The following is a 19,227-nucleotide window of genomic DNA, read 5'->3' as shown; positions in this document are numbered from 1 at the left end:
CGGCCGTGCGGTGGGGAAGGTCCGGCCGTGCGTGGACGAGGTCCGGCTGGGCGGTGGAGGAGGATCGGCCGCGTGACGGCGGCCGGATCCGGCCCGGGACGAGGGGACGGCGAAGGTGGCGGCGGCGGGTGCCGCTGTAGGAGGATCTGCGCAGGTCCCGTCCCATACAGGAGGCGTCATGTCGGTGCTGCGCGATCTGGTGGAGAGCATCCGGAACGGCGGGATCGAGGTGATCGACCTGACGGCACCGCTCTCACCGCAGACGCCGATCCTGCGGCTGCCGGAGCCGTTCGGCAACACCGTCCCGTTCTCCCTGCGGGAGATCAGCCGCTACGACGACCGCGGCCCGGCCTGGTACTGGAACGACATCGTCACCGGCGAGCACACCGGCACCCACTTCGACGCGCCCGTCCACTGGGTCACCGGCAGGGACGGCGACGACGTCTCGCAGGTGCCGCCGGAACGGCTCATCGCCCCGGCCGCGGTCCTCGACCTCGCCGACGAGGCCGCGAAGGACCCGGACTTCCTGCTGGAGATCGCGCACGTCAGGGCGTGGGAGCAGGCCAACGGACCGCTGCCCGAGGGCGGCTGGCTGCTCTACCGCACCGGCTGGGACGCCCGCTCCCACGACCAGGAGAGCTTCCTGAACGCGAACGAGACCGGCCCGCACACCCCCGGCATCTCGGTCGAGTGCGCCCGCTGGCTCGCCGAGGAGAGCCCGATCGCCGGGCTGGGCGTGGAGACCGTGGGCACCGACGCGGGCGCCGCGCACGGCTTCGACCCGGCCTTCCCGTGCCACTCGTTCCTGCTGGGCGCCGGGAAGTACGGCCTGACCCAGCTGCGCAACCTCGACCGGCTCCCGGTGACCGGCGCGGTGGTCGTCGCCCCGCCGCTGCCCATCGTCGGGGGGTCGGGCAGCCCGCTGCGGGTGCTGGCCCTGGTCGAGAGGTGAACGTCGCCGAGGTCGTGGGCGCGACGCTGGCCGCGCTGGGCGTGGAGGTCGCCTTCGGCGTGGTCGGCAGCGGCAACTTCCACGTGACCAACGCCCTGGTCGCGCACGGCGTGCGCTACGTCGCCGCCCGTCACGAGGGCGGCGCGGCGACCATGGCCGACGCCTACGCGCGCCTCAGCGGCCGGGTCGGCGTGCTCAGCGTCCACCAGGGGCCGGGACTCACCAACGCGATGACCGGCGTCACCGAGGCCGCCAAGAGCCGTACCCCGCTCGTCGTGCTGGCGGGGGAGGTGACCGAGCGGCGCTCCAACTTCTTCGTCGACCAGGCCGCGCTGGCCGAGGCGGTGGGCGCGGTCCCGCTGCGGATCGCCTCCGCGCGGACCGCCGCCGCCGAGGTGACCGAGGCCTTCCGCGTCGCCCGCGACGAGCGGCGGACGGTCCTGCTCAACCTCCCGCTGGCGGTGCAGGCACTGGACGTCCCAGCGGGGGCCGGTGTGACGGAGGCCCTGAGGGGGGCGGACCCGGGCAGGCCGGGGGCGGGGGCCGGGGGGGACGGGCGCTCCGTCGCCCGGGGAGGCCGCCCGGCTGGCGGAGGTCCTCTCGGCGGCGCGCCGTCCCGTCTTCGTGGCCGGGCGGGGTGCCCGGGCGGCCCGGCGGGAGCTGGAGGAGCTGGCGGACCTGACCGGGGCGTTGCTGGCCACCTCCGCGGTGGCCCGGGGCCTGTTCCGGGGCAGCCCGTGGGACCTGGACGTCAGCGGCGGCTTCGCCTCACCGCTGACGGCCGAGCTCGTCCGCGGCGCCGACGTGCTGGTGGGCTGGGGGTGCGCGTTCACCATGTGGACCACCCGGCACGGCACGCTGATCGGCCCCGACACCGTCGTCGTCCAGGTCGACCTGGACGAGGACGCGCTCGGCGCGCACCGTCCCGTCCACCTGGGGGTGACCGGTGACGTGGCCCGCACCGCGCGGGCGGTCACCCGGCTCCTCGGCGGCCACCGCGACGGGGCCGGTGGTGACGGGGACGCAGACGGAGCCCGTGGTGACGGGGACGCCGCCGGTTACCGTTCGGCGGCGCTGGCCGCGCGGATCGCCGGGGAGGGCCGCTGGCGGGACGTCCCGTACGAGGACGAGGGCGGCAACGGCAGGATCGACCCCAGGACGCTGACCATCGGGCTGGACGACCTGCTGCCCGCCGAGCGCGTCGTCGCCGTCGATTCCGGAAATTTCATGGGATATCCGTCGATGTTCCTCGACGTCCCGGACGAGCGGGGATTCTGCTTCACCCAGGCGTTCCAGTCCGTCGGCCTCGGCCTGGCCACCGCGATCGGCGCCGCCCTGGCCCGGCCGGACCGCCTCGCGGTGGCCGCCCTCGGCGACGGCGGCGCGCTGATGGGCGTCTCCGAGCTGGAGACGGTCGTACGGCTGGGGATCCCGATGGTGATCGTGGTGTACGACGACGACGGCTACGGGGCCGAGGTGCACCACTTCGGCCCGGACGGGCACCCCCTGGACACCGTGACCTTCCCGCCCGCGGACATCGCCGCGATCGCCCGCGGCTTCGGCTGCGACGCGGTGACCGTACGGGACGTGGCGGACCTCGCCGAGGTCGCCCGGCTGCTCGACGGCGCCGGGGACCGGCCCCTGCTGGTCCATGCCCGGGTCGCCCGCTCCCGGGGAGCGTGGTGGCTGGAGGAGGCGTTCCGGGGCCACTGAGGGGACACCGAGGGACCCCAAGGGACCCAGAGGGGACCCAGAGGGACACCGCGACGGGACGCGGACGGGACGCTCATGACGGCATCGAAGGGGACGCCGGGAGGGGCGCGGTCACCGGTCCGGGCCCGGGGCGGAGCTGAGGTACGGTTCAGCCATGGCTGAGATCGTGTACCCCCCGGTCGTCGGGGCGGCGTTGACCGTGTTCCGCGCGCTGGACCTCAAGATCCGCATCGAGGGTGCCGAGAACATCCCGCGGACCGGCGGGGCCGTGCTGGTCAGCAACCACATCAGCTACCTGGACTTCATCTTCGCGGGCCTGGCCGCGCGCCCGGCCGGGCGCCTGGTGCGCTTCATGGCGAAGAAGGAGGTCTTCGACCACCGGATCTCCGGCCCGCTGATGCGCGGCATGCACCACATCCCGGTCGACCGCGCGGCCGGGGCCGCCGCGTTCGGCGCGGCCCTGAAGGCGCTCCGGGACGGCGAGGTCGTCGGCGTGTTCGCCGAGGCCACGATCAGCAGGTCCTTCACGGTCAAGGAGATCAAGAACGGCGCGGTCCGGATGGCCGTCGGCGCCAAGGTGCCGATGATCCCGGTCTCCCTGTGGGGCACCCAGCGGCTGTGGACCAAGGGCCGCCCCCGGAACCTGCTCCAGCGGCACGTGCCGATCACCATCCTGGTGGGCGAGCCCATGCACCCCAAGCGCGGTGACGACTACGACGCCGTCACCGCCGACCTGCACGGGCGGATGGGCGAGATGCTCGACCGGGCGCAGCGCGGCTACCCGGAGATCCCGCAGGGCGTCTGGTGGCAGCCCCGCCACCTCGGCGGCACCGCGCCCACCCCGGAGGAGGCCGCCAAGCTCGACGCCGCCGAGGCCGCGGAGAGGGCGACGCGCCACGGGGCATGACGCGCCGTCATCGGTGACGGCCCGTCACGGGCGTTCCATGAAGGCGGCGTCCGGGGACGGAAGGCGACGTCCGGGGACGCGTACAAGTGCGGGGCAGGTCGTTCACAAGTGGGATGTCCCATCCTGTCCGCATGAGCGATGCGTTCGACACCCTGACCGATGTCCTCCCGCCGGTCCCCGGTCCCGGCCGTACACCGGGCCGGATCGGCATGTCGATCCTGATGATCCTCTGGGCCGGGCTGGCGGTGCTGTGCTTCGTCTCCGCGGTGCCCGGGTGGAGGCTCGCCACGGGGGCCGTCGGCGTCCCCGGCACCCTCACGGTCCTGTCGTGCGAGGACCTGGGGGAGGGGCGCTACGACTGCAAGGGCCGCTTCACGCCCGACGGCGGTGGCACCGCGATCGCGGTCGACGCCTCGCCCGACTCCGACGCCGGTGACGTCACGCGGGCCCGGCTCGCCCCGGAGGGCGACCGCGCCGTGCCGACCGGCACCACCGGGGTCCTGGCCGCGCTGACCATGCCGTTCCTCGGCGTCGGCGTGCCGGCCTTCCTGCCGTACGTGCTCCTCCACGTCTTCGGGGTACGGCGCGGCAGGCGGGGGGCGGTGATCGCAGGTTCCGTCCTGACGTGCGTCTCGCTCACCGGCGTCCTCGTCGGGCTGGTGGCCGCCTCGCTCTGACCGGCCGCCCGCACGCGGGACGGGGCCGTCCGGCGTGCTCTCGCGGTGGACGTTCGAATTCGTGAAAGTCGCCGATGAGCTGCGAGAGGATCGCCTGACAGCGTACTCCCACAAATTTCGTCCGCATGTGTCCGGAGAAAGCGGGAAGTCTCCTCCGCGCCCTTCGACGGAGGATCACAGCCGGGCACGTGGCCCTCCGTCTCGGTGGCGGGCGCACGCACCCTCGCGCCATATCGCCGCCGGTTTCGGATCGAGCCAGCTGGAGGACAAGGTGACGCGAACGAACCCGGACAGGCCAGACGAGATCCTGCCGAGCGCATCGGGCGGATCAGGCGGGCCGCGCCGGCGCGTCTCACGGCCCGTGGTCTTCGGTGCCGCCCTGGCGCTGGCGGTGTCGAGCGGGGTGGCGGTGTCCGCGGCGGCGTCGGCGACACCGGCGCCCGTCCCCGGAGCGACGGACACGCCGACCCCCACGCCGTCGGTGACGATGAGCGAGACCCCCGCTCCCACCGTGACGGTGACCCAGACCGTGGAACCGTCGCCCAGCCCCACCGTCAAGCCGGTGCCCCGCGTACCGCCGCTGGCCTTCCCCGGCACACTGCACGGCGAGCTCGTCCTGCCGGACCGGGAGGGCTGCGGCTTCACCGTGTTCGCCCAGACCGGAAAGGCCGTCGCCCTGGCGGAGGACTCGATCACCGTCCGCAGCCAGGACGGCTTCGAGAAGGCGTACGCGATCACCGACTCCACCCGGACCGTGGCGGGCCGGCGGGGCAACGAGATCAGGCAGGGCGACTGGGTGTCGCTGACCGCGACGAACGTGGGCGAGACGCCGACGGCCGCCTACGTCTTCGACCTGACGCGTCCCAAGAAGAACCTCTGGCGCGGTGACGGCTGGTGGTCCTACAAGCCGTGGCGGCCGGGCAAGAAGTGGCGGGCCCCGGCCTCCTGCCCCACGCCGTCCGTGCCGCCCCCCACCCCCACTCCCGAGCCGACCCCGACGGTGACGGACACGCTGCCGCCCACCGAGACCCCGCCGCCCACGGACTTCCCCACCCCCGAGCCGACCCCGACGGTGACGGACACCGTGCCGCCCGCCGAGACCCCCACGCCCGTCCCGACCCCCACCCCGACCCCGACGCCCACTCCCACCCCGAGCCCCTGACCCCGGGGCCCTCGTCGTCGCCGGTCCCGCGGAATCACCGGTGACCGGCGACGACGAGGCCCGTCTCGTAGGCGACGACCACCAGCTGGGCCCGGTCGCGCGCCCGGAGCTTGTCCAGCAGACGTCCCACGTGCGTCTTCACCGTGCCGACGCTGAGATGCAAAGACCCGGCGATCTCGGAGTTGGACAGTCCCCGGGCGATCAGCGTGAGCACCTCGCGCTCGCGCGCGGTGACCTCGTCCAGCTCGCGCCCGAGGGGCCTGCCGGGCGCCGCCCGCCGGGTGAACTCGGAGATGAGCCGTCGCGTCACCCCGGGGGCCAGCAGCGCGTCCCCGGCGACGATCACGCGGATCGCCTCCAGCAGGTGCGCCGCGGTGGTGTCCTTGACCAGGAAACCGCTCGCCCCGGCCCGCAGGGCCGCGTAGACGTACTCGTCCAGGTCGAACGTGGTCAGGATCAGCACCCGCACCCCGGCCGTCAGGGGTGAGCCGCAGATCAGCCGGGTGGCCTCGATACCGTCCATCTCGGGCATCCGCACGTCCATCAGCACGACGTCCGGGCGTTCCCGCTCGGCCAGGCGCACCGCCTCGGCGCCGGTGGCGGCCTCACCGGCGGTCACCATCCCGGGGGTGGCGTCCACCAGGGCTCGGAAGCTGTCGCGCAGCAGCACGTGATCGTCGGCGAGCAGCACCCGGATCGGCGCGACCCCGCTCACGAGAGCCGCTCCCGCGGCTCGTACGGCAGGGTGGCCGAGACCCGGAAGCCGCCCTCGGGGACCGGGCCCGCGCTCAGCGTGCCACCGTACAGCGTCACCCGCTCCCGCATGCCGATCAGCCCGTGTCCCCCGTGTCCCCCGTGTCCTCCGTGTCCCCCGCCGCCCCGGGGTTCGGCGCCGCCTCGCCCCCGGCCGTCGTCGGCCACCTCGACCAGCACGTTCCGCCCGTCGGCCTCGACGCGGACCCGGCACCGGGCCGGGGCGGCGTGCCTGACCACGTTGGTCAGCGCCTCCTGCACGATCCGGTACACCGAGAGACCCACCGCCTCGGGCAGCTCGTCGGCACCGCGTACCTCCAGCTCGACGGGGACGCCCGCGGCCCGGGTGCGCTCGGCCAGCTCGGGCAGCCGGTCCGGCCCCGGAGCCGGTTCCAGGTCGGCGGGGGAGGCGGTGTCGTCGCGGAGCACCCCCAGCAGGCGGCGGATGTCGGTGAGCGCGGCCCTGCTGGTGTGCTCGATGACGGCCAGCGCGGGCAGCACCTGCCGCGGATCGGTCTCGGCGATGTGACCGGCGACCGTGGCCTTGACCGCGATCAGGCTCATGCTGTGGCCGACGATGTCGTGCAGCTCGCGGGCGAGGCGCAGCCGCTCGTCGGCCACGGCCTGCCGGGAGAGCCGTTCGGCGGCGGCCCGCCGCCGCCGGACCAACGCCCCGGCCGCCCAGGACGCGCCCGTCACCACCCAGATCGCGCCGGCCTCCACCGGCCAGGCGAGCGTCGGCTCACCGGGCGCGGACCCGGAACGGACCTCGATCCCGAGCGTCGCGTACAGGTGGGCGACCGCGGCCGCCGAGGTGAGCAGGCCGATCGCCAGGGCGGTCAGGGAGCGCCGGCGCGGCTCGGTGACCGCGACGCGGTGGAGGATCAGCGCCGCCGGGACGTACGCCGCCCAGATCACCCCGGCACCGACCACGCCGAACAGTGTCGCGGCCACCGCGCCCGCCCCCGACAGGCCCAGCGCGGCCCGGGGCCACCACCGCCGTGCCGTCACCGGCAGCGCGATGAGCGCCGCCGTCGCCCACGCCGCCCAGGCCGGACCGGTGAACACCCGCAGGGGAGGTTCGAAGATCGCGTACGCGGCGAGCGGGAGCAGGATCATCGCCGCTGCGACGTCGAGGAGGGCGGGGAAGGCGATCCCCTGGGAGCTGGGCACACCGCGACGCTACCGTCCCGGTACGGACCGGGCATCCGACCACGGTCGGACGACCGGAGGCACAGGAGACGGGCCGGGAGTACGCCTCCGGGCACGGCGAGGATGTCCGACCGCGGCCCGATGCGCGGGCACCCCGCCGTCCGCGACCGTCGGGACATGACCGACGACCTCCCCTCCCGTGCCGCCGCTCCTGTCACCGGGCGGGCCGCCGAACGCGCCTCCGGGCACACCGGCGAACCCGCCTCCGAACCGTCCGGCCGCCCGGCCGACGATCCGGTCGGCCACCCGGCCGACCACCGGACCGGCCATCCGGTCACCGGCCCGGCCGTCGAACCCGTCGCCGGGCGGGCACACCGGACCGAGCCGTTCTGGTTCCCCGGACCCTGGGTGGGCGGGATCGCGATGATCCTGGGCCCCCTGCTGATGTCCGCCGGGGTGCTCCTCCGCGTCAGGTACCACTACTTCTTCCCGCAGCAGCTGGCGGCCTACGACGCGGAACCGGGGCTGATGGTCGCGGCCTACTCCCTCTTCGTCGCGGGCAACGTGCTCATGTGGCCCGCCGTGCTGACGCTCGCCCGGCTGATCGGCGTCACCAGGCCCGGCTGGGCGGTCTGGGGCGGAACCCTGGTGATGTTCGGGCTGTTCACCCGGACCTTCCACGGAGGCATCGACCACCTGGCCTTCCAGCTCGTCGACCTGCACGGTCTGGAGCCGGCCACCCGGGCGGTCGCAGGCTCGTACGCGGCCTGGCACGTGTTCCGCTTCCCCGCCGTCACCATCGTCACCGGCTGGGTGGTGCTCGCGGTCGGCGCCTACCGGTCCGGGGTGCTGGGGCCGGTACGTTCCGTCGCGCTGGGCGCGATGTGGATCCTCGCCCTGGGCACGCTCAAGGGCACCGAGCCGCAGTCGCTGGCCGCCCTGGCCTGCCTGTGCGTGGCGTTCCTGCCGCTGGGCGTACGGGTACTGCGCGAGGGCCCCAGGCCCACCGGCCGGATCCTGGCGTGGACCGCCCTGGCCGTGGCGCTGACCCTGGTGCTGGTGTTCTTCGGCCCGGAGGGGTGACGGCCCTGCCCCGGAGGGCGACGACCCGGGCCGGGAGCACGGCCCGCTATGTCGCCGGGGTCACTCCCCGGCCCGCACCCGCTCCCGCCGCCGGTAGGCGCCCGGGGGCAGGCCGTACGCCCGCTTGAACGCGTGGGCGAACGCGAACTCCGAGGCGTACCCCACCCGCGCGGCCACCGCGCTCGACGGCGCGTCCGAGTCGTGCAGGAGCCGGGCGGCGACGCTCATCCGCCACCACGTGAGGTAGGCCAGGGGCGGCCGGCCGACCAGGGACGTGAACCGCCGGGCGAAGGCCGCGCGGGACAGGCCCGCGTGCCTGCCCAGCTCCTCGACGCTCCATCGCCGTCCCGGCTCGCCGTGGATGGCCCGCAGGGCGGCCGCCACGGCCGGGTCGTGCAGCGCCGCGGACCAGCCGGTGGTGGTGGCGCCGTCCCCGGCCCGCTCGTCGAGCCAGGCGCGCAGGATCTGGAGCAGGAGCACGTCCAGCAGGGCGGGCACCATGGCGTCGCTCCCCGGCCGGGACCGCTCCAGCTCCTCGCCGAGCAGGCCGGCCGCCGAGCCCAGCCCGGGGTGGCGGCCGGCCCCGGTCCCCAGATGGACGATCTCCGGCAGCTCCTCCAGGAGCGGATGCGCGCGGGAGCGGTCGAGCAGGTAGGCGCCGCAGAGGATGACCGTCGCCGGGCCCGCCCCGCCGGCAGGTGCCGTGTCCCCGTCCCCGGCAGGTGCCGTGCCCCGGCCCGGCCCGGACCGGGGCACGGCCGGTGAGGCCCCGGTCAGCGGGGTGGACGGGCTGTCGGCCAGCCCGTGCGCGCCCCCGCGCGGCAGGAACACCACGTCACCCGTGCCGAGGGGGATCGGGTCACCGTCCGGCGGGATCAGCCACGCCGTTCCGCGCAGCACCGCGTGAAAGCCGGCACCCCCGGTCGCGGGCAGGCTCCGGCCGAACGGCGCGGTGCGGAGCATGCGCGCCGAATGCGGAAGCCCGGCGCGCGCGGCCGTGACGACATCGGAGAGGACGTCCACCCGGCAAGGCTAGCCGAAGACGATGACGCAAACAGGAGAGAGCCCGGCGTATTAAAAGTCTCCCTGCCCCTTCCTACGGTGGGACGCGACCGACAACGGAAAGCAGGGACCCCCATGAGAATCGCCGTCTACGGTGCCAACGGCTACCAGGGAAAGCTCGTCCTGGCGGAGGCCGTCCGACGTGGCCTGGAGGTCGTGGCCGTCGGCCGCGACGCCGGCCGGTTGCGCGAGGCCCTCGCCGTCACCGGCCTGGACGGGGCCGGGGTGGAGGTGCGGACGACCGGTGACGGCGACGTCCCCGGCCACGACGCCCTGGTGACCGCCTTCGGCGACGCCGACGCGGTCGTCAGCTGCGCGGGCCCCTTCACCCGGACGGGCGCGTCGGTGGTCCGGGCCGCGATCGCCGCGGGCCGCCACCACGTCGACACCGCCGGCGAGCAGCTCTACGTCAAGCAGATCTTCGACACGTTCGGGGCGGACGCGGAACGCGCCGGGGTCGCCGTCGTCCCCGCGGCCACCGACGCCTGCGTCCCCACCGACCTGATCGCCCACCTCCTGGCCGAACGGCTGGGACCGCTCGCCGAGATCACCTGCGTCCACCTCATCGAGGGCGGCGGCGGGCCGTCCCGCGGCTCGCTCCGCTCGGTGCTCGAAAGCCTCGACGCCATCAGGACGGGCGGCCTGGTCTACGACGGCGGCGACTGGCGGGCCGGCACGTCACCCGGGCACGCGTCGATCCTGCTGCCCGGGGAGACGGAGGCGACGGCGGTGACGGGGTTCCCCCTGCCGGAGGTCGTCACCGTTCCCCGTCACGTTCCCACCGGTCGCTTCGTGGGCTTCGCGGAGGCGGCGCTCACCGCCGCTCTCAGCGCGCCCGTCGACCCCCGGATCGTCGACGGCCTGCCCGAGGGACCCGATCCGGAGAGCCGCGCGGCCCAGCGGTTCACCTATGTCGTCGACGCCACCGGCGCCGGCGGCCGGCGTGCCCGCGGCGTCGTCCGGGGCTTCGACACCTACGGCACGACCGCGCTCATCGCCGTCGAGGCCGCCCGCAGGCTCGTCGCCGACCCGCCGAAGCCGGGTGTGCTCGCCCCCGCCCAGGCGTACGACCCGGCCGGCTTCCTGGACTTCCTCGCCTCCCACGGCGTGCACCGGACCGTCGAGGAGGCGTAGCGGGGCGGGACGGCGCACCGGCCGGGTGCCCGTGGGAGGCCGGGGAACGCGGGCCGGGGGAACGCGGGTTCAGGCGTGCCGGACCCGCCGCGCGTCGACGGCGACGGCGGCGAGGGCCAGCTGGCCCAGGACCAGCGGGGTGACGACGGGGTAGCCCAGGCAGATGATCGCGGCGACCGGGACGGCGGCGGCCAGCAGCGCCGTGCCGTACCGGTCGCCGGCGAGATGGTCCGCGGCGGTGCGGGCCGCGTCCGGCCAGCTCGTCCCCGGCCGCCAGGCCACCGCGACCCGCAGCGCGAGCGCGCCCGCGACCACGGCCAGCGCGGGGACCAGGTACGACAGCACCTGATGCCCGGGAACACCGGCCCGTACCGCCACCCCGTCGAGCAGCAGCGCACCGGCCACGGCGGCCGGCGCCAGGAAACCCGCGGGCCCGCTCCGCGCGACCTGGCGCAGCCGCGCCCAGTACGGGCGCACCCCCACCGAGACCTCCTCGCGGTCGCGCAGCAGCGCGCAGCCGGCGGCCAGCGCGACGAACGCGGTGACCACCGGCAGCGAGGCGAGGAACATCAGCAGCCCGAGCACCAGCGACTCCGCCAGCAACTCCAGCCTGCCGCCCCTCACCGCGGCCTCACCCCTTCAGCCCGGTCGTGGCCACGCCCTCGGTGATGAACCGCTGGAAGGCCGCGAAGAACAGCACGATCGGCAGCAGCGACAGCACCGAGAGCGCGAACATCGGGCCGAACGAGGCCGCGCTCTCCTGCAGGTCCACGAACATGCGCAGGGCCAGCGGCAACGTCAGCCGGTCGGGGGAGGACAGGTAGATCAGCTGGGTGAAGAAGTCGTTCCAGGTCCAGATGAACGTGAAGATCGCCGTGGTGATCAGCGCGGGTTTGATCAGGGGCAGCGTGACATGACCGAAGATCCGGATCGGCCCGCAGCCGTCGATCCGTGCCGCCTCGTCCAGCTCGCGGGGGAGCTGCCTGATGAACTGCACCAGCAGGAAGACGAAGAACGCGTCGGTCGCCAGGAACTTGGGCAGGACCAGCGGCCAGAAGGTGTCCACCATGCCGAGCTGCTGGAAGATCGTGTACTGCGGGATCAGCACGACGTGCTGCGGCAGCATGATCGTCGCGAGCATGAACGCGAACAGCGGCGTGCGCATCCGGAAGCGCAGCCGGGCGAACGCGTACGCCGCCAGGGAGCAGGTGACGACGTTGCCGACGACGCCGCCGCCCGCCACGATCGTGGAGTTGAGGAAGTACCGCCAGACCGGGGTCTCGGCCGGGCCCAGCACCGCGCCGTAGTTGTCCAGGGTGAACGCCCGTGACCAGAGCCCCACGCTGGAGGCGATCTGCTCGCTGGGCTTGAAGGAGCTGACCAGCAGCCACAGGATCGGGTAGAGCATCACGGCCAGCGCGGCCACCACGACCACGTGCCAGACCGCCCGGCGGGTCATCGGGTCTCACCCCCGTAGTGCACCCAGGACCGGGCGGACCTGAAGATCAGTGTGGTGACCAGGGCGATGCCGAGCAGCAGCACCCAGGCCATGGCCGAGGCGTAGCCCATCTTGAAGTCGACGAAGCCCTTCTGCCAGAGGTAGAGCGTGTAGAACAGGGTCGAGTCCCCGGGGCCGCCGGTGCCGTTGCTGACGATGAAGGCGGCGTTGAACACCTGGAAGGCCCGGATGGTGTCGAGCACCAGGTTGAAGAAGATCACCGGTGACAGCATCGGGACGGTGATCGACACGAAGCGCCGCCACCGTCCCGCGCCGTCCACCGAGGCCGCGTCGTAGAGCTCCGCGGGGATCTGCCTCAGCCCGGCCAGGAAGATCACCATGGGTGCGCCGAACTGCCAGATGCCCAGCAGGACGAGGACCAGCAGCGCCAGGTCCGGGTCGGTGACCCAGGCGCCGGTGCTGATCCCGAACAGGGACAGGACCTGGTCGGCCGCGCCGTCGCCGGAGAACATCGCCCGCCAGACCAGCGCCACCGCCACGCTCGCGCCCAGCAGCGAGGGGGCGTAGAACGCCGAGCGGTAGATCCCCTGCATCCGGCTGGCCCGGTTCAGCAGCAAAGCCACCGCCAGCGCCGCCACCAGCTGCACCGGAACCGAGAACACCACGTACTTCACGGTGGCCCAGACGGCGTTCGTGAAGTGCGGGTCCCGGGTGAACAGCCGGACGTAGTTGTCCAGGCCGACGAAGGAGGGGGCGGTGAACAGGTCGTAGTCGGTCAGGGACAGGTAGAGCGAGGCCAGCATCGGGCCCACGGTGAGCAGCGACGCGCCCAGCACCCACGGCGACAGGAACAGGTAGGCGATCCCGGGCCGCTCGCCGTAGGCGGTGCGGGGCGGGACGGCGGGGGGCCGCGCCCGGGCCCGCTCCAGCGTCGGGACGCTCACCGTCCGCGTCCCGGGCCGTGCGCCGGTACGCGTCCCGATCGGTGCGCCGGTCCGTGTCCCGGTTCGTGCACCCGTACGTGCCCCGGTCCGCGTCCCGGGCCGTCCGCCGGTCCCCGGTACCGGCGGGGGGCGCGCCGCCTCCGCCCTCTCCTCGCCGGTCATCCTTCGAGGACCTGCTGGGCCTCGGCGTAGTAGCGCCGGGCGGTGTCGGCCGGGGTGGCCTTGTCGTACATCACGTCCTGGTAGTACTTGTCGAACAGGCTGAACAGCGTGCCCGCGCCCTTGGGCGGGGCCGGCGGGCCGAGCTTGACCCCGTCGGCGATGAGCTCCTGGTACTCGTACACCTGCTTCCAGGCGCCGGTCACGGTGGGCGCGATCGCCCGCCGGTTGGCCTGGTTGGCGGGCAGGCCCCGGGACATGCCGAGGATCTTGGCGGCCTCGGGGTCGTTCATGACGAAGTCGGTCAGCTTCAGCGCCGCCGCCTTCTGCCTGGTCCTGGCGTTGACGCTGAGGAGCATGGGCGGCTCGGCGTAGAGGCCGGAGTCGCTGCCCACCTGCGGAGGGGGTGCCAGCGCGTAGTCGTTGTCGTAGCCCTTCCAGGCGTCGGGAGCGATCGTGGAGTCGGGCTGGAACTCCGAGGCCGACAGCTTGCGCGCCAGCGGGGAGCCCGCCGGGTTGACCGCGGTGATCTCACCCGGGGTCGACGCCCCGGCCTTGCGGAACCTGGTCGCCATCTCCCACCAGCTGACCACGTCCTGCTCGGTGTAGCCGAGCCTGCCGTCGGCGGTGTAGAGGCCCTTGCCCTGCTGGGAGAGCCAGATCTTGAACCAGGACTCGATGCCGCCGAAGTCCCCTGCGCCGTAGACCTTCCTGCCGGTGCTGTCGCTGATCCTCTTGGCCGCCTCGAAGTAGTCGTCCCAGGTCCAGCCCGGTTTGGGCTCGGCGGCACCGGCCTTCTTCCACAGCACCGGGTCGTAGACCATCACGACCGAGGTCTGTCCCAGCGGCAGTCCGTAGAGCTTGTCCCCGAGCGTGCCCAGGCCCATGACCTCCTTCTTCAGGTCGGCCGTGCGGACCTCCTTGCCGGCGTGCGGCGCGACGTCGAGCAGGGCGTTGCGCTCGGCGTACTCGCGCAGGTGCCGGTCGCTCATCTGCATGACGTCCGGCGCGTTCCCGCCGGCGGTCTCGGTGGCGAGCTTCTGGAAGTAGGCGTCGTAGATCGCGGTGCTGGTGACCACCTTGATACCGGGGTTCTTCTTCATGAACAGCCGGACGGCCTCATTGGTGATCTTCGCCCGCTGGTCGCTTCCCCACCAGGAGAAGCGGATGGTCACCGGCCCGTCGCCGCCGTCCCCGCCCCCACCGCAGGCGGCCGTCACGGCCAGCAGACCTGCCGCGAGAGCTCCCGCGATCACCGTACGTATGCCCATGTCGCCTCCCAGTAAGCGCTTTCCTCATATGCGGGGAGAGCGCCGAGGATCTGTTCCGGTGGGGTTCGTGCCGGGGGAGCACCGGGTCGTCGCGCGCCTGAGATCCGGGTGCCGTCGTGGCATCCGCGAGAGGCGGTCCGGTTTTCCATCGGGTTCTGACAGGTTCTGACACGTCCGTGTTACCCGGAATTAAAACGTTCTTGCCATGAGTGCACAAGCCCCAATCGCGGCGGGCCCCGGGCGGCGCCGGTGGGGAGGGCCATGACGGGACGGACTACGGGGGCGGCAGGGGACGGCAGGGGGCGGTGGAAACGCGGCCGAGGCCCCCGGCCGGATGCCGGGGGCCTCGTGACGGGGGTTCCCGGTGCCGGGAGTGGTCAGCCGTCGATGAGCGAGACGAGGGCGGGGCCCGCGACCACGGCGCGTCCCGTCGTGTGCCGGTAGCGCCGCGCGATGTCGCGGAGGCGGATCCCCCGGCCGAGCCGCCGCTCGACGCGCAGCGGGAGGGCACGCCGCGGTGGCGGGAACGCGGTGGCCAGCGCGGCCAGGAGCGCCCGCGCGTCGGTGCCGGTGACGGCGAGCACCCGGGCCGCGCCGGGGTCGAGCGCGACGAGCGCCAGCGCCAGGTGCTCGGGCCGGTGCTCGCGTTCCCGGCGGGCGAGGGCCAGCCGCAGCGACGCCTCGTAGGCCGCCTGGGCGTCGAGGCCGAGCGGCGGGCGCATCCGGGCGCACCGGCGCCGCGCCCGCGCCGCCCCCAGCGGGAACAGCGGTTCGCGTACGGGCGGGCGGTCGAGCGCCCCGGTCCCGGAAGGACCGAGCAGCCGGTCGAGGTCGATGCCGAGCACGGCCAGCGTGTCCCGGTCGGCGGCGGCTCCGGCCCCTGCGGGCGCCACCTCGCGGACGGCCTCCCGGACGGCCTCCGGCGTCACGCCGTACTCGGCCAGGACGGCGGCGACGCGCCCCCGATCGCCGCCGGCGCCGCCGCCGGCGCCGTCGTCGATGCCGGTGACGACGCCGCCTTTGATGCCGTCCGCGGTGACGTTTTCGGTGACGTCCGCGGTGGCGTCTTCGGTGACGTCCGCGGCGGCGTCTTCGGTGACGTCCTCGGTGAGGGCGAGCAGCAGGTGCTCGCTGCCCGTACGGGGATGCCCGAGGTCACGCGCCAGCCGCAGGGCCAGGCCCATTGTCCGGCGCAGTTCGGGGTGGTCGCCTCGGAACATCAGTCCTCCTGGGCACGGTGGTGTTTGCGGTGGACGGTCTGCTTTGTGACGCCGAGCCGGGCGGCGATGTCCTGCCAGGACCACCCCGCCCGCCGCGCCGCCGCCACGTGCTCGGCCTCCAACTGCTCCACCAGCCGCCGCAGGCGGGCCACGGCGCGCAGTGCCGCCGCCGGGTCGGAGCCGTGCACGGCCTGTTCGAGATCGGCGCTCATGGACACGCCGTCAGCATATGCTGACGATCGTCAAGCCGTCAACATATGCTGACGGAGGTCGGTCCGGTGCATGTCCGTTTGTACGGTGAACGGGATCAGGTGAACGGGATCAGTGGCCGGGGGGAGGAGTGCCGTCACCGATCTCGAACGCCGCCGGGTCGTCGACGACCCGGCAGGGCGCGATCGGCCCCTCCGTCAGGCGGCCGGTGAACGCCCACGCGACCCCCGGACGCTCCCTGTCAGGTCGCACCGGGTTCTCCTGGACCTCGATCATCACGGTCTGTCCGGCCCTGATGTGCCGGGGATCGATGGTGATGCCGTTCTCCGGGCGGATCGCCTTGGCGGAGGCCAGGTTCTTCATCCGCCTCCGGGCCTCCGTCAGTACGGCGGGATCCGTGCTCTCCAGGCGCTCCGCGCTCACGCCGACGTCGTCGCCCTCCACGAAGGACGCCCGGACGTTCCCGCAGCGCCTGCCGAGCGGAAGGTAGGTGATGTCGGCGCGTACGCCCAGGTCCGCCAGGTCCCTCTCCACCTGTTCCGGATCCCGGAACTCATGGATGGTGAGGCTGATCGACCCGTCCGCGTTCCTCGTCAGCGCGTAGGCGGGGGTCTGCGATCCGATCGCCAGCGGTACGGCGACCGCCGCGGCCACAGCCAGCCCCGCTCCCGCCCAGGCGAGCCGGTGACCGGAGAACCGGCCCGGGACCGGGGCGGGTCCCCGTGCCGCTCGCGTCGCCATCTCGGTCCTGAGCGCCGCGAGCAGCCTCTCCTCGAACGTGTCGTTCATTTCGTTCCTTCCATGACGGGCGTGACACCGGGAACCTGCCGGATCGAGCGTCTGGCCCGGTGGAGCCTGACGCGGGCGGTGCCCTGCCGGATGCCGAGCACGGCGGCGGCCTCGGCGGGGGTGAGGCCGTCGACGGCCACCAGCTCCAGCAGGGCCCGGTCCTTCTCGGGCAGCGCGGCCATGGCCTCAAGGGCCCGCCGGGCCGGGGACTCGGCGTCGATCCGCTCCTCCATGCGTGCCACGTCGTCGCTTTCGAGCAGCCGATGCCCCGAGATCCGGCCGGCCGCGCGCAGCTCGCGTGCCGAGCGCCTGCGTTCGGCCAGCAGCGTGTTGCGCGCCACCCCGTACAGCCAGGCGATCTCGCTGCCCCGGTCGGGCCGGTAGGTGTGCGCGGAGTCGAGCACCGCGAGGAACACCTCGGCCGTCAGGTCGGCCACGGTGTGCGGGTCCTGCGTCCGCCTGGCCAGGAACCGGGTCACGGCGTCGAAGTGGCGCCGGTAGAAGGCTTCGAATGCCTCGGGATCACTGGCGATGCTCGCAGGCACCGTCTGTCTGAGGCGCACCGGCGTCACTCCCTCTGTCGTACGTCCGAACACACCCGTACTTGGACGAAGGACGACCGACCGTTACGCGGAGGACTTCGGGACACCAGAGGGGCGTCGATGGAAGAAAGGCGTCCGGTGCGTTCAGTCGGGGTCGGATCCGGGGCGGAGCCTGCCCGTGCTCCAGGCCCAGGAGGCGATGCCGACGCGGTTGCGCACGTCCAGCTTGCGCTGGATGACGGCGATGTGGTTCTTGACCGTCCCGGGGGAGAGGAAGAGCTCGGTGGCGATCTCGGCGTTGGTCCTGCCCCGGGCGACCAGCAGGGCGACCTCGGTCTCGCGCTCGGTCAGCCCCGCGTCCGGCGGGGCCTCCTCGGACGACAGGCCGGCCCGGTCCAGCAGCCGCGGGGTGAGCTGCGGGCTGATGAGCACGTCACCGTTCACGGCCGCCCGTACCGCCTCGACCAGCAGGGCCGGGCCCGAGCGCTTCAGGACGAACCCGGCGGCGCCGTGGCCGAGCGCGGCGTGCACGTACTCGTCCAGCCCGAACGTCGTGACGACGACCACGCGCACGCCGGTGCCGGCCAGGGCCCGGGTGACCTCGATGCCGTCGGCGCGGGGCATCCGGATGTCGGCGAGCACCACGTCGGGACGCAGGTGGCGGGCCGACTCGATGGCGGTGACGCCGTCGGCGGCCTCGGCGACGACGGTCATGTCCGGCTGGGCGTCGAGGATGAGGCGGAAGGCGGTACGGATGCCCTCCTGGTCGTCGGCGACGAGGATGCGGATCGACATGTCGCTCATGGTGCCAGGAAGACGCGGATCGACGTGTCGCCCATGGTTCCGAGGGTGCGGATCGACGTGTCATCCATGGTGCCGAGGGTGCGGATCGACATGTCGCTCATGGTGCCAGGGGGATGCGGGCCGTCAGCGACCACCCGCCGGGTACGGGACCGGCGTGCAGGAGGCCGCCCAGCGACCGGAGGTGGTCGGCCAGGACCGGCAGGCCGAACCCGCCGCGTCCGCTCTCGTCCGGCCCGGTGACCCCGTCGTTGTTCACCGTGACCACGAGCATGGCGGACTCCATCGTGACGGTGACGTCCACCAGGGTGGCGTCCGGGGCGTGGCGGCGCACGTTGGTCAGGGACTCGGACACGATCCGGAACGCGGTGGCGGCCGTCTCGCGGGGCACCGTCTCCTCCAGGTCCGGGTCCACGTTCACCCGGACGCGTGCCCGCCCCGCCGCGGCGAACCGTTCGGCCAGCCCGGACAGCTCGGCCAGGCCCGGCAGCGGTGAGGTGGTCGCGAGCTCGTCCCCGTGCAGCATGAGCACGGTCCGGTCCAGCGCCGACATGGCCCGCTGCCCGGCCCTCTCGATGCGCTCCAGGGCCGCCAGCGCCTGCCCGGGATCACCCGGCCCGACCGTCCGGCCGGCCTGCGCGTGCGCCACCATCTCGCTGATGTCGTGGGCCACGAAGTCGTGCAGGTCCCCCGCGAGCTGCAGGCGCAGGGCGGCGCGGCCGTCGGCCACCGCGCGGGCCCGCCGGGCGTCCAGGGAACGCAGGTACGCCCCCGTGCCCGCCGCGATCATCGTGCCGGCCGACCAGAACGCGCAGGCCCCCACCGCTTCGAGCAGGGACGAGGGCGCGATGAACCGCAGCAGCCAGACGGCGGACGCCAGGCCCGCGAACGCGCCGGCGACCGCGGCCTGCCGTACCGGGGACCACCGGACGGTCAGGCCGGCCAGCACCATGAGCGTCACGCTCTCGGTCAGCCCGAACATGCCCGCCTCCTGCGACAGGGGAAGTCCCGCCAGGGTGGCCACCGTGACGGCCAGGGACACGGCCGCGGCCACACAGGTCACGGCGGCCAGGCGGGTCCGTGCCCACCGGCCCGCGGCCACCCAGACCAGGGTGGCCACCGCCGTCGTGACCGACGCCATGGGCGCCGCCCCGAACATCGGCGCACCGCCGATCCCGGCCAGGACCACCGCGGCGACCGCGGCCACCCGGATGTTCTCACGCACGCTCACCGGGCC

Annotated in this window: 21 protein-coding genes and 1 pseudogene; 8 read left to right on the top strand and 14 right to left on the bottom strand. The window is 73.8% G+C overall.

What is annotated here, in order from left to right:
* Positions 1-178 precede the first annotated feature (178 nt).
* Together ABD832_RS34390 and ABD832_RS34385 are read left to right on the top strand one after the other, a co-directional pair.
* Positions 179-952 carry a cyclase family protein gene (locus tag ABD832_RS34390; RefSeq protein WP_344904084.1) on the top strand — a complete coding sequence of 258 codons (774 nt, stop codon included), beginning with the start codon at positions 179-181 and terminating at the stop codon, positions 950-952.
* Positions 949-1,203 (top strand): annotated as a pseudogene (locus ABD832_RS34385) (thiamine pyrophosphate-binding protein); the annotation flags it as partial. The gene ABD832_RS34390 and the pseudogene ABD832_RS34385, both read left to right, overlap by 4 nt.
* On the opposite strand, the gene ABD832_RS34380 reads toward ABD832_RS34385, so the two are convergent.
* A complete protein-coding gene (locus tag ABD832_RS34380) occupies positions 1,116-1,400 on the bottom strand; it encodes a hypothetical protein (protein ID WP_344904504.1) in 285 nt (94 codons plus the stop codon). The pseudogene ABD832_RS34385 and the gene ABD832_RS34380 overlap by 88 nt on opposite strands.
* A 176-nt stretch (positions 1,401-1,576) precedes the next feature.
* On the opposite strand from ABD832_RS34380, the gene ABD832_RS34375 reads away from it, so the two are divergent.
* The 4 genes from ABD832_RS34375 (at position 1,577) to ABD832_RS34360 (ending at position 5,411) form a co-directional block, all read left to right on the top strand.
* Positions 1,577-2,665 (top strand): thiamine pyrophosphate-dependent enzyme, encoded by a 1,089-nt coding sequence (locus tag ABD832_RS34375; RefSeq protein WP_344904081.1) that lies wholly within the window; start codon positions 1,577-1,579, stop codon positions 2,663-2,665.
* A gap of 154 nt (positions 2,666-2,819) precedes the next feature.
* Positions 2,820-3,572 carry a lysophospholipid acyltransferase family protein gene (locus ABD832_RS34370; protein ID WP_344904078.1) on the top strand — a complete coding sequence of 251 codons (753 nt, stop codon included), beginning with the start codon at positions 2,820-2,822 and terminating at the stop codon, positions 3,570-3,572.
* Between the two features lie 131 nt (positions 3,573-3,703).
* Positions 3,704-4,249 (top strand): hypothetical protein, encoded by a 546-nt coding sequence (locus ABD832_RS34365; RefSeq protein WP_344904076.1) that lies wholly within the window; start codon positions 3,704-3,706, stop codon positions 4,247-4,249.
* Between the two features lie 271 nt (positions 4,250-4,520).
* Positions 4,521-5,411, top strand: coding sequence for a hypothetical protein (locus ABD832_RS34360; RefSeq protein ID WP_344904073.1), 891 nt, complete (start codon positions 4,521-4,523; stop codon positions 5,409-5,411).
* 34 nt (positions 5,412-5,445) lie between these two features.
* On the opposite strand, the gene ABD832_RS34355 is transcribed toward ABD832_RS34360, so the two are convergent.
* Together ABD832_RS34355 and ABD832_RS34350 are read right to left on the bottom strand one after the other, a co-directional pair.
* Positions 5,446-6,126, bottom strand: coding sequence for a response regulator (locus ABD832_RS34355; protein ID WP_344904070.1), 681 nt, complete (start codon positions 6,124-6,126; stop codon positions 5,446-5,448).
* Positions 6,123-7,337 (bottom strand): sensor histidine kinase, encoded by a 1,215-nt coding sequence (locus ABD832_RS34350; RefSeq protein WP_344904067.1) that lies wholly within the window; start codon positions 7,335-7,337, stop codon positions 6,123-6,125. Before ABD832_RS34350 ends, ABD832_RS34355 begins: the two co-directional genes overlap by 4 nt.
* Positions 7,338-7,493: 156 nt before the next feature.
* On the opposite strand from ABD832_RS34350, the gene ABD832_RS34345 reads away from it, so the two are divergent.
* Positions 7,494-8,399, top strand: a complete 906-nt coding sequence (locus ABD832_RS34345; RefSeq protein ID WP_344904064.1) for a hypothetical protein — start codon at positions 7,494-7,496, stop codon at positions 8,397-8,399.
* A gap of 60 nt (positions 8,400-8,459) precedes the next feature.
* On the opposite strand, the gene ABD832_RS34340 is transcribed toward ABD832_RS34345, so the two are convergent.
* Entirely contained in the window at positions 8,460-9,422 is a 963-nt protein-coding gene (locus tag ABD832_RS34340) for an AraC family transcriptional regulator (protein ID WP_344904062.1), read from the bottom strand.
* A gap of 114 nt (positions 9,423-9,536) precedes the next feature.
* On the opposite strand from ABD832_RS34340, the gene ABD832_RS34335 reads away from it, so the two are divergent.
* Complete coding sequence (locus ABD832_RS34335; RefSeq protein ID WP_344904059.1) at positions 9,537-10,595, top strand: saccharopine dehydrogenase family protein; 1,059 nt, start codon at positions 9,537-9,539, stop codon at positions 10,593-10,595.
* A 69-nt stretch (positions 10,596-10,664) separates the two neighbouring features.
* On the opposite strand, the gene ABD832_RS34330 is transcribed toward ABD832_RS34335, so the two are convergent.
* From ABD832_RS34330 to ABD832_RS34285, 10 genes are all read right to left on the bottom strand, one after another.
* Complete coding sequence (locus ABD832_RS34330; RefSeq protein WP_344904057.1) at positions 10,665-11,219, bottom strand: hypothetical protein; 555 nt, start codon at positions 11,217-11,219, stop codon at positions 10,665-10,667.
* Between the two features lie 7 nt (positions 11,220-11,226).
* Positions 11,227-12,054 carry a carbohydrate ABC transporter permease gene (locus ABD832_RS34325; protein ID WP_344904054.1) on the bottom strand — a complete coding sequence of 276 codons (828 nt, stop codon included), beginning with the start codon at positions 12,052-12,054 and terminating at the stop codon, positions 11,227-11,229.
* Positions 12,051-12,998: a carbohydrate ABC transporter permease gene (locus ABD832_RS34320; RefSeq protein ID WP_344904051.1), complete on the bottom strand. Its 948-nt coding sequence runs from the start codon at positions 12,996-12,998 to the stop codon at positions 12,051-12,053. The genes ABD832_RS34325 and ABD832_RS34320 overlap by 4 nt, the downstream gene beginning before the upstream one ends.
* Positions 12,999-13,156: 158 nt before the next feature.
* A complete protein-coding gene (locus tag ABD832_RS34315) occupies positions 13,157-14,428 on the bottom strand; it encodes an ABC transporter substrate-binding protein (protein WP_344904048.1) in 1,272 nt (423 codons plus the stop codon).
* Between the two features lie 377 nt (positions 14,429-14,805).
* A complete protein-coding gene (locus ABD832_RS34310) occupies positions 14,806-15,648 on the bottom strand; it encodes a Clp protease N-terminal domain-containing protein (protein ID WP_344904045.1) in 843 nt (280 codons plus the stop codon).
* Positions 15,648-15,860, bottom strand: a complete 213-nt coding sequence (locus ABD832_RS34305; protein WP_344904481.1) for a helix-turn-helix domain-containing protein — start codon at positions 15,858-15,860, stop codon at positions 15,648-15,650. The genes ABD832_RS34310 and ABD832_RS34305 overlap by 1 nt, the downstream gene beginning before the upstream one ends.
* 109 nt (positions 15,861-15,969) lie before the next feature.
* Entirely contained in the window at positions 15,970-16,647 is a 678-nt protein-coding gene (locus tag ABD832_RS34300) for a hypothetical protein (protein WP_344904042.1), read from the bottom strand.
* A complete protein-coding gene (locus tag ABD832_RS34295) occupies positions 16,644-17,210 on the bottom strand; it encodes an RNA polymerase sigma factor (protein WP_344904039.1) in 567 nt (188 codons plus the stop codon). The genes ABD832_RS34300 and ABD832_RS34295 overlap by 4 nt, the downstream gene beginning before the upstream one ends.
* A 123-nt stretch (positions 17,211-17,333) precedes the next feature.
* On the bottom strand, positions 17,334-17,984 hold the full coding sequence (locus ABD832_RS34290; RefSeq protein ID WP_344904036.1) for a response regulator transcription factor: 651 nt from the start codon (positions 17,982-17,984) through the stop codon (positions 17,334-17,336).
* A gap of 106 nt (positions 17,985-18,090) precedes the next feature.
* The gene (locus tag ABD832_RS34285) at positions 18,091-19,221 is read right to left on the bottom strand and encodes a sensor histidine kinase (RefSeq protein ID WP_344904033.1); all 1,131 of its coding nucleotides are present in this window, start codon (positions 19,219-19,221) and stop codon (positions 18,091-18,093) included.
* Positions 19,222-19,227 lie beyond the last annotated feature (6 nt).

The sequence above is a fragment of the Streptosporangium longisporum genome (assembly GCF_039534895.1).
Lineage (GTDB): Bacteria > Actinomycetota > Actinomycetes > Streptosporangiales > Streptosporangiaceae > Streptosporangium > Streptosporangium longisporum.
This window is presented reverse-complemented; position numbering and strand designations above follow the sequence as displayed.